The organism is Prevotella sp. Sow4_E9_plate (assembly GCF_052116205.1).
Taxonomy (GTDB): domain Bacteria; phylum Bacteroidota; class Bacteroidia; order Bacteroidales; family Bacteroidaceae; genus Prevotella.
Window position 1 is genome coordinate 1 of record NZ_JBQKLN010000006.1, and the last position, 23,960, is coordinate 23,960.

Annotated in this window: 17 protein-coding genes; all 17 read right to left on the reverse strand. The window is 42.9% G+C overall.

What is annotated here, in order from left to right; genetic code table 11:
* Window positions 1-180: 180 nt before the first annotated feature.
* The 17 genes from ACTQ53_RS03550 to ACTQ53_RS03630 all read right to left on the reverse strand — a co-directional run bounded on the left by ACTQ53_RS03550 (window position 181) and on the right by ACTQ53_RS03630 (window position 23,918).
* Window positions 181-1,254 (reverse strand): hypothetical protein, encoded by a 1,074-nt coding sequence (locus ACTQ53_RS03550; protein WP_441932045.1) that lies wholly within the window; start codon window positions 1,252-1,254, stop codon window positions 181-183.
* A gap of 218 nt (window positions 1,255-1,472) precedes the next feature.
* Complete coding sequence (locus ACTQ53_RS03555; protein WP_441932046.1) at window positions 1,473-2,921, reverse strand: exodeoxyribonuclease VII large subunit; 1,449 nt, start codon at window positions 2,919-2,921, stop codon at window positions 1,473-1,475.
* Between the two features lie 506 nt (window positions 2,922-3,427).
* Window positions 3,428-6,145 (reverse strand): hypothetical protein, encoded by a 2,718-nt coding sequence (locus ACTQ53_RS03560; protein WP_441932047.1) that lies wholly within the window; start codon window positions 6,143-6,145, stop codon window positions 3,428-3,430.
* A gap of 127 nt (window positions 6,146-6,272) precedes the next feature.
* Window positions 6,273-6,878 carry a hypothetical protein gene (locus ACTQ53_RS03565; RefSeq protein WP_427879779.1) on the reverse strand — a complete coding sequence of 202 codons (606 nt, stop codon included), beginning with the start codon at window positions 6,876-6,878 and terminating at the stop codon, window positions 6,273-6,275.
* 35 nt (window positions 6,879-6,913) lie between these two features.
* Window positions 6,914-8,323 carry a glucosaminidase domain-containing protein gene (locus tag ACTQ53_RS03570; protein ID WP_441932049.1) on the reverse strand — a complete coding sequence of 470 codons (1,410 nt, stop codon included), beginning with the start codon at window positions 8,321-8,323 and terminating at the stop codon, window positions 6,914-6,916.
* Between the two features lie 46 nt (window positions 8,324-8,369).
* A complete protein-coding gene (locus tag ACTQ53_RS03575) occupies window positions 8,370-13,241 on the reverse strand; it encodes a zincin-like metallopeptidase domain-containing protein (RefSeq protein ID WP_441932050.1) in 4,872 nt (1,623 codons plus the stop codon).
* Window positions 13,242-13,607: 366 nt separating this feature from the next.
* On the reverse strand, window positions 13,608-15,683 hold the full coding sequence (locus ACTQ53_RS03580; RefSeq protein WP_441932051.1) for a hypothetical protein: 2,076 nt from the start codon (window positions 15,681-15,683) through the stop codon (window positions 13,608-13,610).
* A gap of 13 nt (window positions 15,684-15,696) precedes the next feature.
* A complete protein-coding gene (locus tag ACTQ53_RS03585; protein WP_264949584.1) occupies window positions 15,697-15,969 on the reverse strand; it encodes a hypothetical protein in 273 nt (90 codons plus the stop codon).
* Between the two features lie 11 nt (window positions 15,970-15,980).
* Window positions 15,981-16,829 carry a M23 family metallopeptidase gene (locus tag ACTQ53_RS03590; RefSeq protein WP_441932052.1) on the reverse strand — a complete coding sequence of 283 codons (849 nt, stop codon included), beginning with the start codon at window positions 16,827-16,829 and terminating at the stop codon, window positions 15,981-15,983.
* A gap of 26 nt (window positions 16,830-16,855) precedes the next feature.
* Complete coding sequence (locus tag ACTQ53_RS03595; RefSeq protein ID WP_441932053.1) at window positions 16,856-18,427, reverse strand: hypothetical protein; 1,572 nt, start codon at window positions 18,425-18,427, stop codon at window positions 16,856-16,858.
* 19 nt (window positions 18,428-18,446) lie between these two features.
* Window positions 18,447-19,118 (reverse strand): hypothetical protein, encoded by a 672-nt coding sequence (locus ACTQ53_RS03600; RefSeq protein ID WP_441932054.1) that lies wholly within the window; start codon window positions 19,116-19,118, stop codon window positions 18,447-18,449.
* 19 nt (window positions 19,119-19,137) lie between these two features.
* Window positions 19,138-19,650 (reverse strand): hypothetical protein, encoded by a 513-nt coding sequence (locus ACTQ53_RS03605; RefSeq protein WP_441932055.1) that lies wholly within the window; start codon window positions 19,648-19,650, stop codon window positions 19,138-19,140.
* A 22-nt stretch (window positions 19,651-19,672) separates the two neighbouring features.
* A complete protein-coding gene (gene traN / locus ACTQ53_RS03610; protein WP_441932056.1) occupies window positions 19,673-20,521 on the reverse strand; it encodes a conjugative transposon protein TraN in 849 nt (282 codons plus the stop codon).
* Window positions 20,522-20,550: 29 nt separating this feature from the next.
* Window positions 20,551-21,807: a conjugative transposon protein TraM gene (gene traM / locus ACTQ53_RS03615; RefSeq protein WP_441932057.1), complete on the reverse strand. Its 1,257-nt coding sequence runs from the start codon at window positions 21,805-21,807 to the stop codon at window positions 20,551-20,553.
* Window position 21,808: 1 nt separating this feature from the next.
* Window positions 21,809-22,138 (reverse strand): hypothetical protein, encoded by a 330-nt coding sequence (locus ACTQ53_RS03620; RefSeq protein WP_427879770.1) that lies wholly within the window; start codon window positions 22,136-22,138, stop codon window positions 21,809-21,811.
* Window positions 22,139-22,158: 20 nt separating this feature from the next.
* On the reverse strand, window positions 22,159-22,776 hold the full coding sequence (gene traK / locus ACTQ53_RS03625) for a conjugative transposon protein TraK (protein ID WP_264949515.1): 618 nt from the start codon (window positions 22,774-22,776) through the stop codon (window positions 22,159-22,161).
* 29 nt (window positions 22,777-22,805) lie between these two features.
* Entirely contained in the window at window positions 22,806-23,918 is a 1,113-nt protein-coding gene (locus tag ACTQ53_RS03630; protein ID WP_441932058.1) for a hypothetical protein, read from the reverse strand.
* Window positions 23,919-23,960 lie beyond the last annotated feature (42 nt).

Consider the following 23,960-nt stretch of genomic DNA (forward strand, 5'->3'; position numbering starts at 1 on the left):
CTACGCAACTGCTGAGCAGCTTTCTTGTAATCAATTTCTAAGTTGTCCATAATATAAAAACTGTGTTAAACTACTTTTATTGTAGCTTGACACAGTTTAGTTTACACTCTCGATTTTAATTATTCTGCAAAAGACAACAGCGGTTTTTCCTTAATGGAAAACCGCTGTTATTTTATATTGTTAACTTTTTTTCTTAAAACGATCAACTTTTTTATAGCCTCTTCCGTATCGTTTTCCTTTGACACCAATTAAGCCACCTTCGAAGAAGTTGATAACATCGTCCTTATGAAGTTTTGAAAGCATGGTATTGAAGGTATCTTCTCTTGTAGAAGGTCTTAATTCCTGAATTTCTAAGAGGAGTTGGTCTCTTTCAAGAGGGAGAGAGCATCTGTTGAGTACAATTTCCACTGCTTTTGCAACACTCAACTTTTGGGTAGAAAGCTCCTTTTCTGTGAGAGTGACCTCCTTTGGAGTGGCAGCAATCAGTTCAACCTGCTTAGCCTGTTTGGAAAAAGACTCCATATCAACATCGAGCGTGAGTCCCAGGATATCGGACATGATACTTTTGAGAACATTGATAAACAGTTCGCTATCTTTACCTTTTAAAGAGGTTCCCTGTTTCCAATAGCGACTTTTGAATGCAAGGCCGGTAAGTTCTTCTATGTCCTGTGGGGTGACTTCCTCTTTATTAAAGAGGCGATTATTGGCTACATTGAGGAATGATGCGTATGAAAATGTTGAGAATTGGCTTGGAACAAGATAGGTATATGTTTTAGCAGTTTCTTCAGTTGAAGACGGATTTTTAAGATTAATCATACTCATTCCCTTCACTAATGCGATGAGAAATACCATACTTGGGTAGGATAGGGAAGTTTGCTCATCCATGCAGATTCCTTGATAGTCCAGATTCATTTCTGAGATAAAACTCATTGAGAAAAGTCCATAACCCGTCCATTGGGTTGAATGGAGAAGAGACATGAGAGTCGCATCCTCTGGCAAGCCCAGTCCTCTGTTAACGCTATCCACATAACGGCGCATGGTTTCCACCTTATCCCAATTGGTAGGGGCGTCCTCTGCGGATGAACATTTTCTTATTCCAGCAATAATGCCTAATCTGATTACATCCGGTGAGACAGACTCATTCAAGTAGGATACAAGCTTGGCAAATAAATTAGGACTCCAGTTGTATTCTTCAACTGGGTAATAATTCATATCATCCTGATAGTTGTCATTATCGTAATATTCTTGATACATATTTATTTCGAAGATTCAAGTTAATTAAAATATTTGCGCAAAAATACTAAAAATAAATGAAAGCACCAAATTTTATGATAACTATTTGTGGCTTAAACCTTTATTTTTCAGTTCGTTGTGTCTCATTTTGATTGTTTCTACACTTATGCTACAGATGGGGAAATAGGAGAGAAAAGAATCACACTGGTTGATTCTTTTCTCCTTGATTCTCGTGCTCTTTATCTGCATATGAATATGATCAAGATAAAGAGCAAGATTGCAAGAACTATTGTTGCAGTTTTAAATACCATATACATAGGGCTATTCTTAACAGTATTATTAAGTTGCTCTGACAACTCCAAATTTCGTTGCTTGACTTCTGACAACTCTTTTACAGCTTGTGTATTTTGAACAGTGAGTTTCCCCAATGACGATTGCAGGCTATGATTCGTCTCTTGCATTTTTTCAAGCCTTTTGTTAAACTCTGTTTGCTGTACCTTTTGCTGATTTTGCATATCAAGCAGTGTTTTGCCTTGTTGTTCCAGCTGTTTTTGGAGATCTGCATTGACCTTTGAGGCTGCGTTCATCTGCTCCTTGGCTTGTCTTTGGGTCTGTTCATTTGCCTTTCTGAGAGCCTCTGTTTGCAATTTGAGTTGCTCCTGATTGTCCTTTTGCGCTTTGGTGAGTTGAGCAATCTGCCTATTAGATGCATCTGTTTGTTCCTTGTGTAACTTCTGCATTGCCTCCAACTGCTTGGTGAGATCCTGATTTTTCTTGTTGGAATCAATGATCTGCTGCTCATATTGTTTCTTCACCTCTTGGATTAGGACAGCGCGTGAATTATTTCGCTTTTCATTTACAGCTTCTACTATATCTCTGAAATAGGTACCTAAAGCAAATGGAATGGGAATGACCTTATCTGCGATATTTTTAATGAAAAGATTTTCCTTCTCATGTCCCACGCCATATATCCAAGCTGTCGTGAGGTTAGCAAGAGTCTCAATGATTGATATTTCATCAAGTTTTTCGATGCCGGAACCTCCGCCTCTCACGATGGAAATCACATCATACTTCTGGGAATCAGCTTGAAGAAGGACATTCTTTAGAGCTTGCGTATTGGCGAAACTTACCCGAATATCAATGAAATCAATATGTGATCTGGCTGCCACCAATCCTTTTTCAAAGTCCGCATTGGTAATGGATGTATCTGCGTAAATCAGTGCTACTTTTGGTCGGTTATTTGTAAAGAGTATATTCTCCAGGATGCTATCGACGTTCTTGTAGCCCTTTTGCTCCTTCACTCTTCTGAATTCTGCCCGCTTAATCTCATCCTCAGAAATAGCTATGTCCTTCACTTTTTCCAGACGTGAAACATTCAAAAGAATTTGTATGTACCCATTTGGAACGACCTTTCTGTCCAATGTACCATATACCGTGATGAGATTGCCATTTTTAAGGGTGTCTCTCAGCGCAACAGGAACAATGATGGTAATGCCATCTGAACCGGTTTCGTCTTTCAGATGGTCATATGCTATTGGTCCGTATATCTTGTCTGATTTGACATATACACCCTTGAGACATACAAGCGTCATGTTGATTTCCTTGTGCGTGAGGAAATTTCTAAAGATATTGAGCAGTTCCGATGGTTGGTAATAACTACCTGGAACTAATATTCTTGCATCATTCATTTTCTACTTTTGATTTCAATCACATTGATAATAGGATACTGGATTTTGACCAAGATTTACAAGATGTCGGATATCTTTTTCAAGATAAGGTGAGTCATCCTGTTCCTTCCCCTTACATTCAAATCTACCATGATAACGGGAATCGGTAGCAGGTATCCAAACTGTGGGGCTTATCACTTCCTTTACGATACCATCCACATGCCCAATTACTAAATTGACCTTGGAGATTCTATTCTTGGATACCCTCCAATATTTTCTAGTAGCTTCATATCTGGATGGACGATAGTATTCACTATGCCTATCTGTACAATTAAAGGAGTTCTTAATGTTTACAAAAAGGATCCTATCTGTTGGTGATGGTCGAAGAGGTTCTATCATGATGTATTGTTTTTTTGTGCAAAATTACAAAAAAATCATGAAATAACTCAGGTCAACTTATGATTTTTGAATTCTTTGGGTTTGTTTCTAGGAAAAAAGCCCCAGGATTTGTACTCCTAGGGCTCTTCTTATCTTGCATATTTACTTTTGGATGCATGTGGCAGCATGGTATCTTCTTTATGATCATGAGCTTGCTCATTCTCACCTTGCTTGGTATCGGCAGCCATGTTTTCCTGGCTTTCAATAATGCCATTGCCATCTACATCCATGTCGATGGGGGTTGAGGTTCTTAAATCAATACCCTTATCTGGGGATTCTGCTTGATTGGCTTTTTCTACATACTGGAAGATGATATTCACAGCATGTTCTGCAGATGTCAAGGCATGTTTTGTGAATCCTGGATCTTGTTTGAGAAGGTCTTTCCAGTATTTGTTGTAGTCCAGGCCTTTCACGTCAAACTTACATCTTTGACCAATCATGGCTCCGCCCATATGTGCTAGAAGTTCTTCCTTTACCAAATGTTCATATCTGGTAAGTTTAGCAGCTTCCTTGCGAGTACTACGCACTAGGCCTATTGAAAGGTCTCTCATATAGTCATCCTCTGATTCAAATAACTGATGAGGTGCAAGGTGAATGGCATCTTCCTTAGCACTATAGCTGACCAGACCTTTTCTGCCATCAAAAATTACCTGTGCAGGATATTTGCCTTTTTCGGTAAGCATGCCTATCACAGAAGTTTGTTTCGATGCAGAAACCTTACATGATTTTCTAAGTTGCTCCCATTTCTGGGGATGTTCCATAGAAAAATTGGTTTGCTCAATATTATATACTGTTTGCAAAGTCTTCCCATCTGACAGACAGAAACCTTCTTTGCTGATATCAACCTTGAGATTTTCTCTCTTAATATCATCAAGCGTCATGTAGATAGGAACCTCGTATCCCTCCTTTTCCGTCAGGATGGAAAGAAGCAAGGATGTTTTGCTGTCAAACTTGTCTCCATTAATACCCTGAGGAAGAGCAGCATTGCTTTTAATCCATGGAAGTTCCGGATAGGTAACCTGCAAACTCAATCGGTCAGCAATAAGCTTTCCATACTGTGAGTACGCCTGCGTATGAAGGTGTTCCTCAGTATGCCACCTACCTTTAATGGGCTCGAAAAAACCATCCTCTGAAGACATATAAACCTTTTCTTCATTCTCTGGAGCATTTTTCTTCTGTTGAAGCTTCTCCTGTGAGAAATAATCACCAATCAGGGAAGATAGCTTTTTCTCGTAATGATCCACACTTTTCTGAATTTGAACTTCCATCTGATTTCTTGCCTTTAGATCCATGGAAGAGACGTTTCTTTCATAATCATCTTCCAAAATCTCTTGCTTTTGAAACAGAGTCTTGATCTCGGTGTCGTCTGGAAGAAGCATCATATCTCCAGAAAAAGGATTATTGGCATCTTTCATCGATTGAACATAGTCTTTCATGAGCGCAACTTCTTGCTGGTCATTTACATGATTTTCTTTAGAGGTTTCTTTGAACTCTTTTTGAGATGGTTCTGGAGAACTGAGCACATGGCTAAGATGCTGATTGAAAGCCTGCTTACTACCTAAAATCATGGTCAATTCCTTGGTGAGCTGAGCAAGTTGCTCAGTTTCCTCAGGTGATTTGGATTGCAGCAGGGCAATTTTAGTCACACCTTCTTTGATTAACCCCTCCTTGATGAGCTTGAGATCATCCGTATTGAGAGGTATTTCAACATTCTTTGGCTTCTTGAAAGCAGACAATTTGCCACTGTTGGATAAAAGTACCCCATCAGCATGGTCATCGGTAGTTTGAATGCCACCAGGAGAATTTGGGGTGAACAAGATGCTATCACCTATCTTATTTCCCAAACAGGACATGAGCTTCTCCAAGTGGGCATTCAAATTATCACTTTCCAGTTGCGTTTTGACAGCTCTCAAAAGTTCCATGTGCTGGTGGGCATTCAATGGGGTAATATCAAGTTGCTGCACTTTTTCCCATCTATCATTGACATAGAAGTTCACCTTCATATCATCTTTTGCATTCGAACTCCATGACAATGGAGTGATGTTCTTTTGCAGAAATTGAGAGAAGATTTGCTTACGCGAGACTGCGGGAAAGTCTCCTCCGAAATTCAAAGGGTAAGTTTTGCCTATATCTTTTTGCAAAGCCATAAAATCCTTACGAGCGGCCTCCACCTGTTCTCTTCCCTTTACCCAACTTTTTGTCTCTTCTGGTGTCAATTGCACCAGTTCCTTGGATTGAATGAGTTGCTGAAACCTCGCTAGAGGAATTTCATGAAGCTCTGGTTGTGTTGAAGGAGAAAGGAAAGTGGAATATGCTATATGTGATTCTCCTGCATAATTACCGCCAATATAGGCATCCACTGTACAGATTCGTTCCTTGTTACCATGTCCCTGCTTGAAAAACATTCCTACCAAATCCTTACCCAGTTTATTTTCTATCATGGATTCATAGGCAGAAGGAAGAACGTAACCATCTGCCTTTAACTGGCGAAAGCGCTCTATCTGTTTATTCTTGGAATCTATTTCCTCGATGTTATCTACCCAGGTTGAAAATCTTCCTGCTTGCCATTTCACTTGGGGGAAATGGGACGTTTCTGACTTATCCCGGGCCCACTTACCAAGCTGTAAAGCCCATTTCTCCAGCAATGAAAGTTCGCTTTGAGTTGTATCCAAGAACTCCAATTCCTCTGGCGAGAAAAAACGGTCCTTAGGAAACGGCTTCTTGCCTGTTTGCTGACTTTTAGAGAAAAGGGGTTGCCATCCCTTCATGAAACGGTCTCCTTTGCTCTGACTTGTTTGATAATTCATTAATTCTTTTTTCTATTATGAATGATTAGATAGGAAAACATTGCTAGATACAAGGTTATTGCCCAGCATATATGGCAATGTTTTCCTATCTGTTCTTTTATTTCCTTCTCAGTACATGACATTTGGACTACGTATTGGCTTTCAAATCCCAATGTGATACCGAGGTGGTACGACATCCGATCTGAAGCTTATTCTTATAGACATCCAGTTGCATGTCACCATGTACTGCCACATACTCACCGGCATTAACATTGATGTCCAAGGGCTTGCCTACAATGAACTTTACCCATGTAAAGGCTCTGTTCTCACCATCCTTATCAGAAGAAAAGGCCGAGAATACCTTGAACGAAGTGCCCTTTTTACTGGTCATGGTTTCAATACCCTTGTTTCCGATCTTGCCTTTAAACTCCATAACTCCTTCCAGACGGTCTGGGAGAGAGGAGTCGTTCTGCTCAATGGCTCCTTCCGAACGGAGATTGAAATAAAGATTCTCTTCCACCTTCTTGATAAAGAGATTTCCATGAACAGTGACACGGCGTCCTGCCTGATAGTTGGCAGCTGTAGTCTGGTCACCTTCAGCCGCTACTCCAATATGAAGTTCCTTGACACTCTTGTCCTTTCCCTCAATAGGAACGATGATGGTAAAAGCAAGGAATTTTCCACCTTCCTTATTCTGCTTTTCAACTGCGCTGCTGACAATGATGCCGCACGCGGTAACATTACATTTGATCATATTTTCTTGTTTTAATGATGATACAATTCTTAAATTTATGCTTGTTTGAGACCGACAGTCTGCTTATTTTCTGGACATTCGGTTTCAAAAATAGTACTTGCGAGGACGTGCAGCTTTGATGCATCCACCTTCTCCCTCTCTCTCTTTACCAGTTGGCATTCCGTCTTTTCCTCGTCATTCTCAGTCAATCTGGCCTCCCTATTAACTACAGCCTGCATCTCATTGGCCTTTATCTTAGCTGCCATGACAAGAGCTGCTGAAAAGAGAGTGGAGATCAGCTCAGAAAAGGCATCTTTGTTATTATCCATACCAGTTTCACTATTTTGACTCATCAAATATCCTAGCCATTTGGTTGGATCATTGGACTGAGTAATGTTGGCAAGAAGATTTTGTGCCTTATCTTCCTGGGATATAGGATGAGCGACTGGTGAATATTTGCTTCTTTCCTCTGCCAGAAGGTCTTGCCCATTTCTCAAAAGAGGTGTATCGTTACTGGTTCTACCTTCTATTGCTGCGAGATAATGAATCGGATTGAATGCCTCTATTTTGCCGGAAGCATCCTTGATTTTTGTCTCAAAATGCAAATGTGGACCTGTGGATCGACCTGTATTGCCCGATATTCCAATCTGTTGACCAGCCTGAACGACCTGACCTTCCTTGACATTTATTTGGCTCAGGTGCATATAGATACACTGGAGTTGAGTTCCATCGTCCTTGTCATATGCGATCTTAATCATATTACCGGTATCCTTTCCATAGCAGGCAGAAATGACCTTGCCCTGATTTTCTGTCGCATACACTGGCAGATTCTTGCCTCCTGTTGCGATGTCTATGCCTCCATGCAGATGATTTCCTCTATCTTCATGGAACATACCTGTTACTTTGAGATTTCTGAAATCAATGGGGAGGGATAGGGTGGTGGGCATTCTAGGAAGAGACTGTTCACCCTTCCTTGCATACCCGATATTGACACCTTGTTTCTGGGCTTGCAGAACTGCCATCTGATCATATCGTTCAAGATGGTAACGTTGAATTTCATCAAGCAGGTCTTCCTTATAGGTAGGACTGCTCGCATATCCACCTTTTACAATGCCATTAATCCAGCCTCTATAGTCTTGGGAACTTTTTGAGGCACAATATTTCTGGTATCTGTCCAACAGAAGAACCTTGGAATGATCCTCCACACTGGCATTTACCCCGGAATACACTCTGAATGCTTCCGGATAACCATGATCATCCACATGGTAGCTGACAGGCCCCTTCCATGACCCACCCTGCTTCACTCCAAAGAAATTGGAACTTTCACGTGCAAGACGCGATGTACCAAAAGTACTCTCAAATCCCATTTGAGCAAGGGTGATGGATGCCGGGATGCCATATTTGATTTGTTGTTCAATGGCCACCTGGGCATATTTTGCATAAAATGCATTTTTATCTATTGCCATATCATTTGGGTTGGTGATAGCCATGGGTATTCCCCATGGCTAGTTATTATCGATGAAATCCTCTATGTGAACTTGCTTCCTGATGGGAGCCCTCCTTTTCTCCAGGCTCTTTTTCGGCCACATTTCTTCCCTCATTTTCAAGAACCTGCTGCTGATTATTTCCAACAGTTTGTTGTATCTGAGGAATAAATGTAACGGCAGCTACAGCCTTTTTATATTCAGCCATGTCATCAGCGAGCCAGAGATTGTACCACTGTTGCTTGGCTATTGGCTTCTGCATTCTTTCTCCATCCACTGTGGCAATGACTACCTTCACCTTCGGGTCATCCTTGTCGGCACAGATTCTAACCTTCTCAATGCGGCTCATATCAATACCCTCGGTATTTGGCACAATGAGTTGCTGCTTGGATTCTGGATACCTGTAACCTATATCATAATATTTCTGAGCCAGAGCCTGATGCATTTCCTGCTTGTTGTCCTTGCCCATGACATTGAAATAGGCATTGAGATGTTCCTTCATCGGATAGATAGAGAATGATTTTTCATTCTCTGGCTTGATGAAGAAGGCATACTTTCCCTCAGAGTCCTGGATAGCCTGAAATTTCTCAATCTTGGTTGCCTGCTTTTCTGTAAGCTGGCTTGATACATCGATGGTTTGATGAATTTCTAGCGTAAACTGCTTGAGCTTGCTGACAGTCACCTCCTTGTCCTTATAATAACTGTTTGGTTCCTTTAGTGCAAGACTACCACCTGCATTATAGAAGCTTACCTCTTTTACGTCTTCTTTCTTCAGAGCTATACCAATTCTCTTCTTACTCATACCTTGCACCTCGTTATTCACAAGCAAGGAGGCCCCCGATGGCAGGATGACATCTGCAGTTTGCTGCTTTCTGTCAAGTACTACGACCATTTCCTTTGCCTCCATGGAAGGAAGTTTGTTGAGGTCTGCCGAGATGGAATAATCCTTACCTGTTAAGAGAACATCTTTTGTTGGCAACTGACCTCGGATGGCATCATAGTTCACTTCTCTTTTTTCTACAAGGTTGTCAATCGTCTCGATGGCATTGTTCACGTCACGCTCAATCATACCCATTAAGTTCCCATTTTCTCTCAACTCTCGTTCCCAGTAGGGGATAAGTTGCTGGCTTTCCTTTGACAATGTAGCAGGGAGTCCCTGTCTTGCCATCAGCACACCGGCGGAAAGTTCTCTAATGAGTAATTCATGCTTGGCATCATCCGCTGGTAAAAGGCTGTTTCGCCCTGAGCGGTCCAGACGCTTTGCATCACCAGTGGTTGCTACTACGGAACGGAATATGTCATTTGCCTTCATAATGGCATTTACTTGCTCATTTCCTTCCGTTTTGCTCATGCCACTTATGAAAAGCGTATTCTCCTTGCTATCGAATTTGGCATCTTGTAGTACATGAACTCGCTCATTCTTAATACCGGAAGCCTTACAAACAGCATCAGCTATCTGGTAGGCATGGGAGAGAATCTTGGTGGCAGGTACTACCTCCTTACTGATTTTCGTCTCCAGTGGATTGTCACAGATAGCGACTCGGTTTCCAGCCCTGATTACTTTAGGGAGCACCGTATCAAGCGCATAGCTTGGAAACGATAAGTAGGATGTTTTCTTACCATCAATTTCCTTTTCCTTATCCTGGATACCAATTACGGGAGCAATCGTCTTAGCCTTATCTCCATAGATTTCATAGGAGCTGCCTTTCTTGATAAAGACAACAACCTCAGGATGCTTTTGTTCCTGATCCTTGATAAACTGGAGAGCAGACTGGGGACTAGATGCATTCTTAGCTGTCTCCACGAATTTCTCAATCTTTTGCCCATTGGCCTTGAGTAATGCCGAATATTGCTCAGAATCACTGGCAGAAAGAATCGTTTGGTCTATGTTATAAACATGATGACGCTGGCGATGGGCATGTACTGCATAATTGGACTTTTCCATATCTGGGAGAGCATTATACTGCTCCTTTGAAATGGTGTCATTATGGTTCGTGACATTCTGGTATTCCCATTTGGTCCAGTTGAATGGAAGCGAGCTTTGACCTCTCTTGACTGACATGCCATTTTCCTTTGCCTGGTTATAGGTGGAATAAAGATTGGTCTTATAGCCTTGCTGATCACTATGCAGGTTCATCATGATGTTATTGAATGCTGTGATTGGCTTCTTGGAGGCCAAAAACTCAGCATTGCTCTTACCCTTTTCATTCATCCAGACGCCTTCATGTGATTTTGCCATCTCCAATGCTGCAAGAAGAAGGGCTGCATGTGAAGCTGCCTTGCTCTCACTTTTCTTCTCTTCCTTATCTTCATGGTCGCTCTCTACAGAAGCTTTGTCTTCCTTTTTGACTTCCTCATTGTCTTCCTTGTGCTTTTGCGTCTCCTGTTCCTGAGCCTTTTCTTCATGATATTTCACATGTTGCTCATCATCCACGATCGTCTTTGCTTCTTTCTCTGCTTCATACATAGGAACACCGGTGGCTTCGATTTGCTCAGCAACGCCTACAACATCTGTTTGGATGTTGCTGTCTTCATGTGGAGTTTCATTCTGTAGAGGAAGCTTATATTCATCTTTTTCTGCCAATACCTTATAAATTTGCGTCATATTTTCTGCCATGGACAGATTGACGTTATAAGCCTGGCTATAAACTTCCTTGAAAGCTTCTTCTTCCTTTTTGCCAACCTGAACAAGGTTGGTGGCAGAATCATATTGGAAAGCAAGAATCTCACCATTAGGCATATGATATGCCGGATTAATCTGCTCAGAAAATTTCTTAGCAATGGAAGCATACTCATTTTGCTGTTGAGTATCAACAACCGAGTCTTCTACCTCCTCATTTTCCTCCTGTATTTGATATTCAGGCATTTCCGAGAGTTGCTCTTCAACATGCTGCAAATTCTTATCTAAACCTGCCGAATGGTCGTACGGGAAACTGTAATGAACAGACAAGCCAATGTTGGTAAGGGTTCCCACGTTTAGCGAATCCTTTTCCTTATTATATTCAAAATAGAGAACGTCTCCGTTAGGCATGGAAAAGGCAGGAATACTGGCCTTTATCGTATCCAACTCCTTTTGTACCATGTCCTGGGCTATGGCCTTCACATCCTGACTGGCATCATTCTCCAAACCATATTGCTCTATAGACAGTTTAATATCTTCCTCACTAACTCTGCGTAGGAGTTCATAGGTTCCACCCAATGAATTGTTATAAACCAGGGCATAATGGTCGTTTTCAACAAGCAGGTCATCACCACTTTGACTGGTGGCATTTTTTCTGGTGTTATGCTGTGAGAGACTATCACCTTGATCATATTGCTGGGTCAAAGTGAGGAGTTCATCCCATTTTTCCTTGTTGGAGAGATCATCAAACTCTTGTGTATTATCCACGCTCTGCAGGTACAGATAAGAGAAATAATACTCATTCTTTGGCTTTGTCACACTATCCTGGCCTGTCTTGCCTTCTTCGTTAGAATCCTTCATGTTATTATCTGTATTTTGTGAACTATCCACTGTTTCTTGCGCTTTTATATTGGGCAGAAGGGAAGCACCTAAAGAGAGAAGTTTCTCATCACTCACCTCTTCAATCCAACTGCCTAGTACCTCATTGTCCTGGAAATACGCTCTGAGTTCAGGAAGACTTTCCAATGCAAGGACTGTATGCTCGCTATCTTTATCAGACGTAATCTGGGTTATGAGGGATGAAAAGTAAGCTTCTGGAGAGGAGAGTGGCTTCGTGATGGAATCAGATACATTTTCCTCCTTCATCACGTTCTGCTGCTTGATCTTCTCCAACTGTTCCTCATTCTTGATTTGCTCTTCAATGCCATCGAGGTTGCCCTCCATGAGCGGCTTTTCACCCAATGCCACTTTTTGCTTGTCAATCTCTTCCAAAATCATGCGCGATGCCTTATTCACGTCCGACATAAGCGTTGTAATGAACTTTGGCTTTTCACGCAGCGTTTGAATCCAGCTGTCTATATAGGCGGCATTGTTATCAGAAATTCTGCTAGAGAAGCCTAGTGCATTGCCTATCACAAATGCAGTGGTCTCTGCAACAAGTTCCTCCTTGGCGTATTCCTCAGAACCAAACTTGCTTTTTGGCAGACGGTCAAGTCGCGAGGGATGACCGGTAGAGTGGGCCATTTCATGCAGGGCAGACGAATAGTATTCCTGACCATCCTTGAAGATCTCATCCTCTCCCTCATGAATCTTGAACTGTGCTTTCATCGGTACCTTAATGAAGTCTCGGGTCTTATTATAGCTTGCACCAGGCACTTCCTCATTAACATGAATAGGGCACACCCACTCCTGCTTCTCAAACATTCTGTCAAGTGGTTCATTCTTATACATCCCCACATCGTCACTCAATGTGGTAGGATTGAAACGGGAAATAATGGCATCATACTTTTTCTTATTCACTTCTTCCAAAGTGGTTTGGTCAAGATTCCACTCGTTATAGACCATCAGATAGGGACGAACCTGGCATTTAGCCTGGTCCTCCTTATCCATGGCAAGGTATTTGTCTTCACTGATGCGCTTTCCGTTTTCGTCTTTCACACTCAGTCCCCATTTAAACACCGGCACAGAAGCCTCTCCCTTTTTAATCAAGGCTCCATTGTCTCGTGCTTGCTTGGAGGTCATGTAAACAGGAACATGGTAACCCTTTATCATGGTATGCATCTGCAGAAGGAATGCATTTCCTCCTACATAAGGTCTTCCATTGATGTTCTGAGGAAGTCCTACCAGGCTATCACCAGAAGTCCATCCTTGTTCCCAGTTCTTTGTTTTACAGGCTTCCAAACGCTCAATCATCATATTGGCAAATTTGTACAATGCTCTGTCAATACGAGTAGGTCCGTCCTCTTGTGAGGCAGCCTTATTCAATTCTTCGAAATCCATAAATGATATATATGATCGTTATTAATCTATGTAATGTTCAGCTGTCCCATAACGCTGAATCTGATGGCAAAATAAAAGAAAAGTTTTGGATTGAACACCCTAAACTAAATTGATTTTTATTTTTAACTTAAATCCTCTTCAATTCAAAGTTTTTGCCTTGAAATGTGTTAAATTTAGCACCTCTATCTGACATGACTTTTTCTGATATTATGTTCATATTCCTTATATTAACCATTAAAGCTTTGTGGAATTGGGGCTCTATCAGGCGATAATTTCCATCAAGAAATACCATCAATTACCTTCTTAGAAGTGTTGGCAAGATTCATGCATAGTTTCCTTTTCATTGTCTTTTCATCTTCTTTCAGTCTATTTGATGCCTAAGGAATGCTGCTGTTGAAGTTCCTGATGAATACCTCTTTCATATTCTCGTTCTGCGAAGGCATTATTCTCATCGTATTTCTTCAAAACGGCATTGGCCAATGTGGATAAGGGGAGGTTTCCTCTCTCGTAAGCATCGATTGCATGATCAGAGATTTCTATGACACATGGCTTTCCGTCAATGTCTGCAATCATACTTGTTCCGCTGATGGCCGGATTTGAGATTCTCGGATTCAGCTTTTCTTCCTCATATTGCCTGTAAGAAACCCGCTGTGGTGAAGCCGGTTTGGCCAGTCCCAATGCTGCATGACCAGCATTGTTGAGCAAATTGGCACCTCCAAAACCAAGCAGAAGGAGTTTGAGAAGGGGACTTTTGACAAACATGCCACCAAAGATGGCAGCAAGTGGCAGCAAATTGTCATTCACCTGTAAGTTAGGATTTTTGCCCGTGAACAGGCCTATCATCATGTCTGGCAGCATGGCCAAAACGTAGCCCATGTTCTTGGTGACATCACTGAAACCGGAAAGTCCCATCTTATCCAAGGCATCAGCCCAACCGGCATTTAAATCTTGAAAAGAGGCCTTATTACTTGTCATCTCATACCTAGAGGAATCTTGTCTTTGAGTTTCTTCCACAGGACTATAAGAATGGTAAGCTGATGATGGAGAAGAATCTGTGGATGATGGATTTGCTTGATTGATAAAGCTATTGAGCTTATCCATATTAGAATCCCAGGTGTCTTTCTTGGGAGCTTTCGCCTGACCAGACGCCCGTTTCTTTTCACAAGCTACAGCAGCCGTAGCATAATCCATGGCTCTTTGACTAACCTCTTTAAGGGTCATGCGTTTACCACCAATACTCATCCATGTTTTTTCCTCCCTCGACATCTCCATGGCAATGGCATAAAACCCGGAGGCACATTGTTCACAGCGTTTCTTCCCCAGTTTAATCATCCATTCCGGCGGATGGTTATTGGCACGAAATGGAACGGTTTGCTTCGAAAAGTTTTCCCTTATCTGAGCCAGCAATTTACCTGCCTGATTTTTGTTTGCGGCATAGAAGGAGTCCATTTCTTTCTTGCTTCGTGTTGTGAATGAAGGACTATATGTTTTTATCTTTCGCTCCAACTGCCCATTCAACTGATAAATCAGCTCAGAATTTCCCCTTTTGATGGAATCGCTGGCTGTTTGAATCTTCTTGATGGCATCCTCATCTTTAAGTACTAACTTACTGTCTTCCTTAGCATATTTCTCATTTTCCCAGTTTCTGGCATGATTCAGCGCGAAGCCTGTTCTCAGACCGCCATCAATGGCTACACCACTCCAGGCAGAATTCAGGAAAGCAGCGGCTTTTGGCACCACTTTGATTCCAGCCTTAGTTGCACCTTTTACTATGAGGGAACTACCGGAGCCGTAACCTCCTGTCACCGCAGCATCAATGACCATGGAACCTCCCATGGCTGCACCCTGTTCCCAGATATTGGGATTATACAGGTCATCTGCTTTTTGAGCGATGAGAGAATCATGCTCACCTTCTTTGGGACCGATTTTTGGAAGCAGTCCCAATAAACTGTCATCAAATGCCTTTCTTGCAATGTAGGTAGCACTGTTCTTGGGAACTTTCTCTCTGGCCAGCTGCTCAATGATAAGTCCCTGAAATCGATTTGCCACATAGTTTTCTGCAAAGGCTGCGAGTTTCTCTGAAGATTTACCCCCATTTTGTCTGATGAGTTCCTTATAGAAGGAATCAAGAAATGTCTGATAATCCTTGGCAAATTTGGTATCTTTTCCCCATCTGTGCTTACATTGCCTGATTATGTCATCTGATGATTTCTTGTACCATTTTCCGCACACTTTCAGCTGATTGTCAGCATTTTGAAGCTGTACATCCACTGGCACGAATGGAGACTCGTTTTTCTCCAAACGATTGATAAATTCCTCGGTTTGCTTTTCTCGGAGATTTCTTACCTCCTTTACCAGCGTTGGCGCCATATATTTGCTGAAATATTGGCGGATACAGTAGTCAACTTGCGCCAAATTCTGATAATTGTTCTCTTTAGCCATTATAAAAATGATATTAAAAGCCCAGTAGCTGCTGTCGTGCCTGCTCAATGGCCTTATGATAAACTGTCATTTGCTTGGGATAGAACCTTGTTAGCCAATCATCATGAGAGATCTCATCATTGATGAACTTGATGGCTTGCTGACGAGTTACCTCAATGGCGTTTTCTCCCCTGTCTCTTCCATTGAACCAAGCCTTGGTCCAGGATCTTCTTCCTGAGGCATCAAAATAAACATAGGCTTCATGTTTGACATCATAACTCTCAACGTGTATGCTCAAATCTGACAGAGGGTCTACCACTAGGCCGTCTTGGGCAACTTGATGAGAAAGTTTTTTTTTTGAGCCTCGTTCCAGGAAGCAGGACAAGCATCATGGCGAAGCCAGGCATAGCTCAGGAAATCTTCAATGAGAAGATTCTGGATTTTCTCAGCCACTGGCAGGCTTCTACCGGTGAGACCTAGAGGATTAGCCATATCAGGAAGCTTTTCGAAGAAATAATTGCGTTCTGCAGCCTCGTATATGACATGTTTGAGGGTGGTCTGCAGTCTATCTGAGGGAGTATAGCTGCCCAATCTCAGTTCATTCATGTAGGCAGGGAGCCAACGCATCATCATCATCAGAATTTCATCCTGCTCCTTATCATAGTGAGTCTTGGGCTTTCTGCTACCCAATTGCTCTGTAGTAGGAGCTTTGTTGATACCCATTGCTGCCAGCTGCTGGATATTAGCCCAAATCATGGCCAGGAATTCCATGGGATCGATGGTGACACCATCAAATCTGACTTCCAAATGAAGGAATTGACCACTCTTGCCGATTTCCTGTCCGGCACTGATACTGGTTCCGTAAGGACAATACGCCTCGGTGATATGGCCGTACTTCACCTCGTATTTGCCATATTTGGCTATGATGTAATCTTCATGAATACTGTCATGACCTGCACCGATGACTGTACCGGTGGCAATTGAGTAGAGAGGTTTCCCACTGGTTAGAAGATCCACACCATGGTGCTCAAATTTCTGCCCACCAGTTGGATGTTGCTGCAACCCAAATCCCAACGTGGTCTGCAGTTCCTCATCATCCCTGAGGGGAAATGGCATCATGAAGCCACTTCCCGACTCAAGGAGCATATCTTTATAGTTCTTTTTCATTCAATCTTACTATTATTGTTTGTGGATTACAATTTCATACTTCTTGGACGGTTTACCACTTCTCCGTCCTCTGCAGCAATTGGATATTCCAAACTCTTATACCTATTCTCTGGCTCCATGGAAGCATTTGGCTGCTTAACTTGCGGCACATATTGCTGAGAAGGATTTTGCTGTTGTTGTTGAACCTGCTGATTTGGGAGCTGACGATTGTTGATATTCTTCAAGGTCATACCTCCCAGAAGCAGACTGGCTGCTCTTCCAAGCCACCCAAAACGTCCGAACATCATATAGGCAGACAATGCCAAAGAAAGAATATTCATCTTTGTTACAGCACCGCCTGAAACCTGATTCACAAGATGGTTCATACCTCCCATCACATTGTTCAACATGCCATCCTGGCTTCCCATGTCGGGATTGCTGGCCTGGTAAAGATTAGGAGTTTGCTCTGTCGTGGGATCATAGTAGCCACCACTTCCATTGCTGACCATACCATTACCCACGTAATTCTTACCCATTTGGTAAAGGTCGGTACCTTCACCCACCACGTTGCCTAGAGTATTCTTACTGAATTGGTAAAGGTCAACTCCTTCATTTACTACTGAATCAGCTGCATTTGTAACCGAATCATAAATACCCGGCGCTTTTTCACCAGCGACTGCTTGTCCAACCATACCACCAAGGCCGTTTTCTGTAGCATTCTTACCTCCAATGAAGTAGAGAAGAGGGTTGATGACACCATCTCCGGAAACTAAACTGTATCCACCCAGACCAAGAGCAGCATGCCAACCAAGAACTTTTGGATTCTTAGCGTAGAACTTCGCTGCTTTTTTGAAGGAATTTTCCCCCTTAGCTGCTTCTTTTGTTGCTTTTCCTGCTTGCTCTGCAGACTCTTTTGCTCTTTCGTTCACCTTTTCTGCAGCTTGTTCTGTACTATGAGCTGTTTCTTTCGGTGTTTCCTTGCCTGTTTTAGTTTCACCTTTTACAGTTTCAACTGTTTTCTTTTCTTTCTTGATAACCTGCTCTACAGTTTCCTTGCTAGTTTTAACAGATTCCTTTTCCTTGGAAATCACATTAAACCTTGGCTTAAAGGACGGAGTTGGCAGAGATTTTTCCCATGCCAGGTAGCCGCTATCCTTGAAAACCGGAGGTCTTACTGGCCTTGTCGGTATAACAGGACTTACTGGGACAACTGGCTTTCCAGGAATAGCCGGGTTTACTGAAGGCGAGGTTGTTTGTCTGGAGAAGTGACGGGAAAACCAATTCTTGACTCGTTCTGTAAAAGAAGGCCCAGACGTGGAATTTGCCACTGCAGGTTTAGCCTCTTTTGGTGATTGCTTCCACAGACCTCCCCAAAAATCCTTCATCTGAGTTTTCCATCCTGTCTTGCTCTGATGAAAGGCAGGGGTAAAACTGGGTGGTGAAAGGGATTTCTCCCAAGCACGATAGCTGGTTGGCTTTGTCGTAGCAGGAATGGAAACCTTGGCATCCTTAACGATGCCTTCAACATGTTTTGCTCCTTCTACAGCTTGTTTTCCTCCACGAAAGAGATTCTTTCCTTTTTCCAGGGCTGTTACGCCCAATTCTTTCCAAAATCCCATATCATATTGCTTTTATCAGTTAATCTGGATAATTTAAATTCACGATGGCTCTCACCTTATGGCGCATGGTCTTGGGCGTTTCTATGATACCTCCATTCACGGAAGAGCAAAGCCAAGCCTGATAGCCGGGGTTTTCCTTCACCTCTGTGGATGTCCAGTACCAGGTATCCTCAGATAAGTCGATAGGTTGCCCTCCCAGCCGCATGATCAAAGGATTGATAGAAGGGGCATTTCTTATCAGGACTCTCTGTTCTGCTACGCTAGGAATGAAATCACTTTGCCCTTTAGAATGAAAATGGAACATTTCCTGAGCAATAGGTGAGCCTGTTCCTGTATCTTGGTCGGTACTATTGAACATGGCGATGGTATTGGTGAATCCATCGTAAGACTCAATATTCATGCTCGTTCCTTGGCTCACTCCCAAAGAATCAGAGAAGGCCTCCTGGAATTCATTCAGCATCACTGCCATGGCAGGATGTTCTTCTGTAGCCTCTGTAAACACCACACCCACTGCCTTTTTGGAAGTTTGGGAGAAGTAGGTGGTCGTATCCATACAACTGTGGTCGTCACAAAGGACATACCCAACATGAATACCATAGTCCATTGGTTCATGCTCGTCACATGAAACCAACAGACCTTGGAATAAGATGGCCAACAGTCCACAAAAAATAGAAATATATGTTTTCTTCATTGTCTTGCTGCTTAAAATGTTACAATGGAATTTTTGCGCCCAGATTAATTCCGGTTTTGAACCGGTCCTTACCCCTGATGGATATATCTTCCTTGATGGCAAAGAACACACTCCATCCGTCATAGAGATTATAGGTATGTTCATAGCCTACATGGACAGCTCCTATGGCCTTATGGAAATCGCTACCTGCACTGGCGCCAATTCTGAGACTGCCGTGGTGATTTCTTCCTCTTCCAACGCAGGGCTTATAGACGGCTCCTACACCCCAGGTGTTATGGTTATGCCAGAACGACTTTCTGGTAATATGCTTTGCCTCAGGATCCTCATCATACTGGATAGAGTAGGTGGCAAAGTATTCCCAAGCGTTATGATACAGCATTTCCTTTTCATAGGAAATGGTTGACTCCAGGGTTCTTGGGTAAGAACCGCCCACGGCTATCATGAGATGGCTACCCTGGTTCTGTGCCACCATGGATGATGGGATGCCCCATGCCAATGCCAGCATACCGATGCTCTTCTTTAATATTGTCATATTGTACTTCATCTTTTATCATTTATTGTTCACGCAGAAGAAGAGAGTCAAAAGAATCTGCAGAGAGAACGTCTTCATAATCTAACTGCATGGAGATGGTTCTGCCACTGATCTGCTTCTCACTGAGTTCTATGGAGAGGACCTTGTCATTAGGGAAAGTCATCTTTTTCAAGACTGCGACATTTCTGTAACCTTTCTTAAATGACAAGCTTCTATCCAAAAGAAGCGCTGGCTTCAGCTCCACGGTTTGCTGATTGGTGGCTTTCTGAAGTTTCTTATCCTGCAGTTTAAAGCGGAGTTCATCTATGTCAAACTGCAAGTTGGTATAGTTGTCCACCGAGAAATCAATGAAAACATATTCACCCACCACGTAGATATTATTGAGACGCATCTTCATCTTGTGATGATTCGTGATAATGCCTCTATACTTGGCAGGAGAGTTCCAGACCTTCATGGCATAGGCAACCATATCGGTGGTGGACATGCTTACTTCCGGATTATGGAAGGCATTTCTCTCCACGAGTTCCACCTCCTTGTCTGTTACTGCCTCTTCCAGTTTACTGGTATAGACCAGGGCGTACTGGACTCTGTAGCGCTCTGTGATGATGGTAACGATACCCATCACCTCACCATCTTGATGATGAGAGGAGATAGGCTTGAGTCGAATGACGTTATCCAGCGGCTTGTCACCCACAATGGAATCCGTAGAAATATCCACCATACGGATAGGTTCCGATGCAGTGATAATGGAGGATACATTCTCATTCACCGTGAGACGTTCCATATCATAAAACGTTTTCTGAGCGTTGGCTCCTATACTGGCAAGGCACATCATCATGAGTGCCACCACCTTCTTTTTAAGTCTTTGCATATCAATTATTTTACTGATTTCTAAATGATTTATGATTTTGTCTTACCATGAGCAGAAGATGAGTCGATGAGATAAACCTTCGTGCCGTATTTCAGCTTGACCTTATTCTTCTTGACATTCTTACCCAAAGCATTCATTGCCTTTTGGGTGGCATTGCTCATGGCTTGTGAAGCCCAGCTTTTAATGCCAGTACCTCCAGTGGAGTTCTCCGTGAGATTGTTTCCTCCTTGTGTGGCTGAGGAAGCGATGTCCTGTGTGGTTTCTCTGAAACTGCTCATAGGAACATAAAGACCTTCCAAGCCATCCGTATCATAGAGCGAGAGATTGACCTTGAAGATTTCCTCATCAAAGAAGATACTTTCCACCTTACCCTTCACCCTCTGTTTTCCAAAGCCGCTCATCGACGCATAGAGATAGGTACCTTTACCTACTGTTATGCCATTGATTTCAATGTCATCCAAGAGGCGAAGACGAACCCTGCTGCCATCCACGGCCTTGACTTCCTCATCAATGATGGCGGAAATAAGATGACTCTTATTCTTTTCCAATCCCAACGTGTTGAAATAGGAAGAAACCTCTTTTGTCTTTTTGGTGACTTTCCCAGGAGTTTCACTGTCGGGTGGTGTTGGAGACTGGCCACTTTTGAGGCTTCCGCCTTCCGTAGTTTCCCGTCTCTCACTCACTCGATTCGTATCTGATAAGCGATAGTGGACAGACTTATCCTGCTCATCCTCCATTTCGTCTGGTGAGGCGAATCCTGCAAGGTTCCGATTCATCTCCTCCCAGGTTTGTTTTCTGCGTTTTCTTTGAAGGCGCGCTATCTCGGAATCACTCACTGGTGCCACAAAGGCATTGGAAGCAGAAGTTTGTCGCTGGGAGTTCTCTCTTACACGGCTTTGCATAGCGCGCAACTTCTTGAGTTCCTCCTGTTCAGCCTCCTGCTGTCTGATAAGTGCTGCCTCTTTCTTATTGTATTGAGACTCATATTCTTCCTTTTTATTCACTGAGTCACGGTCACTTTCCACACTGGCCAATCCGGAAAGGTCTGTAATCTTACCATACTTTCTTTCCGTATTATCCATCTTGCTTCCCAAGAGGCTATCCGTCTTGGCATCCGGCAAGGCACTGGACAGATAATCTGTAGTTTTGAGATGACCGTTTCCTGCTTCACCCAGCTCGATATTAAATGTATCAATGGCGATGTAACCAAGAAACAAGGATATCATATAGAATGCCGGAGGCATGTAATACTTGGGCTGTTTGAAATTAATCTTATTTGTCTTCATCTTATGGGCGTTCTTTAATTTGTTGACGTTTCAGAAGGGCAGAATCCACCTTCTCCACTGCGGTAGTTCTGGTTGAACCGTGTTTCTTATATGATCTTATCATATTCACCACATTGATGCCAAGGCAACCTATCACTATGGTAAAGACCAGGCCGATGAAGGCAATTCGATGATTGTTGGCAAAAGCCTGAATTCTGGCCACCAGGAAATTGATGCCCGACTTCTCTGCAAACTTCATTCCTGCCTCTTTTTCTCTGAGGTAACGTTCCTTATACTTAGGATCATCCTTGCTTGGCATTTCCTCACCTATGATCATTTTCTTCAAACTCATATATATAATAATGTATAGTGTTAATACTCTGACTTCTTTTTCTCCTCCAGGTCCTTATTCAAAAGGGTACGCCAATTGGTAATCAGGATACCATGCGGATTGTTTTCCGTCCTTGGTACTTTCTTCAGGTTACCTGCTGTCACAATCTGGCGCATGAGGATGTTGGTTCTTCTCTCTATTCTCTGCCTGCCATAATAGGTAAAGGTCAGCGAATCCTTATTCAGCCTGATACTGTCACAGAAAATACTGCAGATAGTGGAGGTTCCAATCAGATTATTATAGAATCCCTTTTCCTTCAATGCGTTATACTGTGCCAGACCGGTCTCATCAATGAGATACATGGCCTTTTCCATGGTATAACGGATATACTTGTCATCCGGGGCCAGTGTGAAGAAGAAATGGTGAAACATCTCTATGTCACTCTTGGCTTCCACATCGAAGGTCTCTTCCATCGTGGTCTGCTTCACGAGTATAGGGACGTTACCATCCAGTACATATACCTTTTTATGGGCATCACTCACCATGCCTCTGGCTATGAAGATGCTGCCCAGGCTGATAACCACGCAGCCCACCAAAAAGAGGCTGCTGATGATCATCACCATTTTGATCTTGTTTTCCAAATTCTGTAAAACTGCCATATTCTTATTATTTGATAGTGTTGTTAAGACTATTTCGGCATCAGACTCATGGCACTTTGCTTGGCAGAAGCTGCCACACCTTCACCAAAGTTTCTGGTACTGAAAGCCGTATCACCCTCAGGAATCATCCATGCTGCCAGGTCCGGCACCAAATTCAGGCACTTCAGCGACACAATGGAAGCCACCAGCAGGTAACCGCAGGTCATGAAGGCATTTTGGATATATCCTGTAATTTCTCCTTTTCCTGCCGTGATAACAGTGAGGTTCTCCACCTGTACACTGATAACAATATCAAAGAGAAGGAGGACGTAAAAGCCCACGAAGTAAAGCATGCCTCCATAGAAATGCACCGTGAGGTAACGGGTAATCCACTTAGCCCATGCACCTTCCCACTTGGGCAGCACGGAGAAAGCCCATTGGATAGGACCAAAGATTGTGAGCATACCCAGGAGAATCTGCTGGCAGAATATGGTGCTCCACCATCCGATTCTATAGATGACCAGTGCCAGGAACATAACGATTTTGTCCAAACCTATAATCAGGCCTGCAAAAATAGACCTGTCTGCTGCTTCCTGTGCCAGCTGCTCACCTTCCTGCTTCTGCTCGATATCTTCTATCTGCATGGAAGCATCCTGGACGATTTCACTCAGGATGATTTCCTTGGCAACCTTCTGAGTAGGGGCAATCTTGTGATACATGGAGTCTCGCTTCTGTATCAGGGGCATGAGTTCATTATACTTCTCGCTCACTTGAATCGCCTCTGCCTCATAGAGATCATGGGTATAGGAACCGATACAATTGGGAATGAAGGCCAGTGCATCCAAAATACTTCCATTATTGTTGGTGGATGATGGATACCAGAAGCACATGACCAGAGATATACCCAGTACCTTCATGATCTTGACCACATCGATGGGTTCGCCCTTGACGAGCATCTTGTAGGACATGGAACCGGCCACAATGATGGAAAACAAGGCTCCAAGTGCCATGCTCATCTGGAGAATGTACCAGAAGGGACCATCCGAACCGATAAAATCGGCACTGCATAGAAACTCGTTGGTTCTAAACACAACATTGTCTATGTCTTCCTCAAACAGGTCCACTCCGATGGTTTTTGAGAGGTCAGAGATATAACTTCCCATACCACTTGTGACACTGCCTGTGGAGGTGTCTAAAAATAAAGA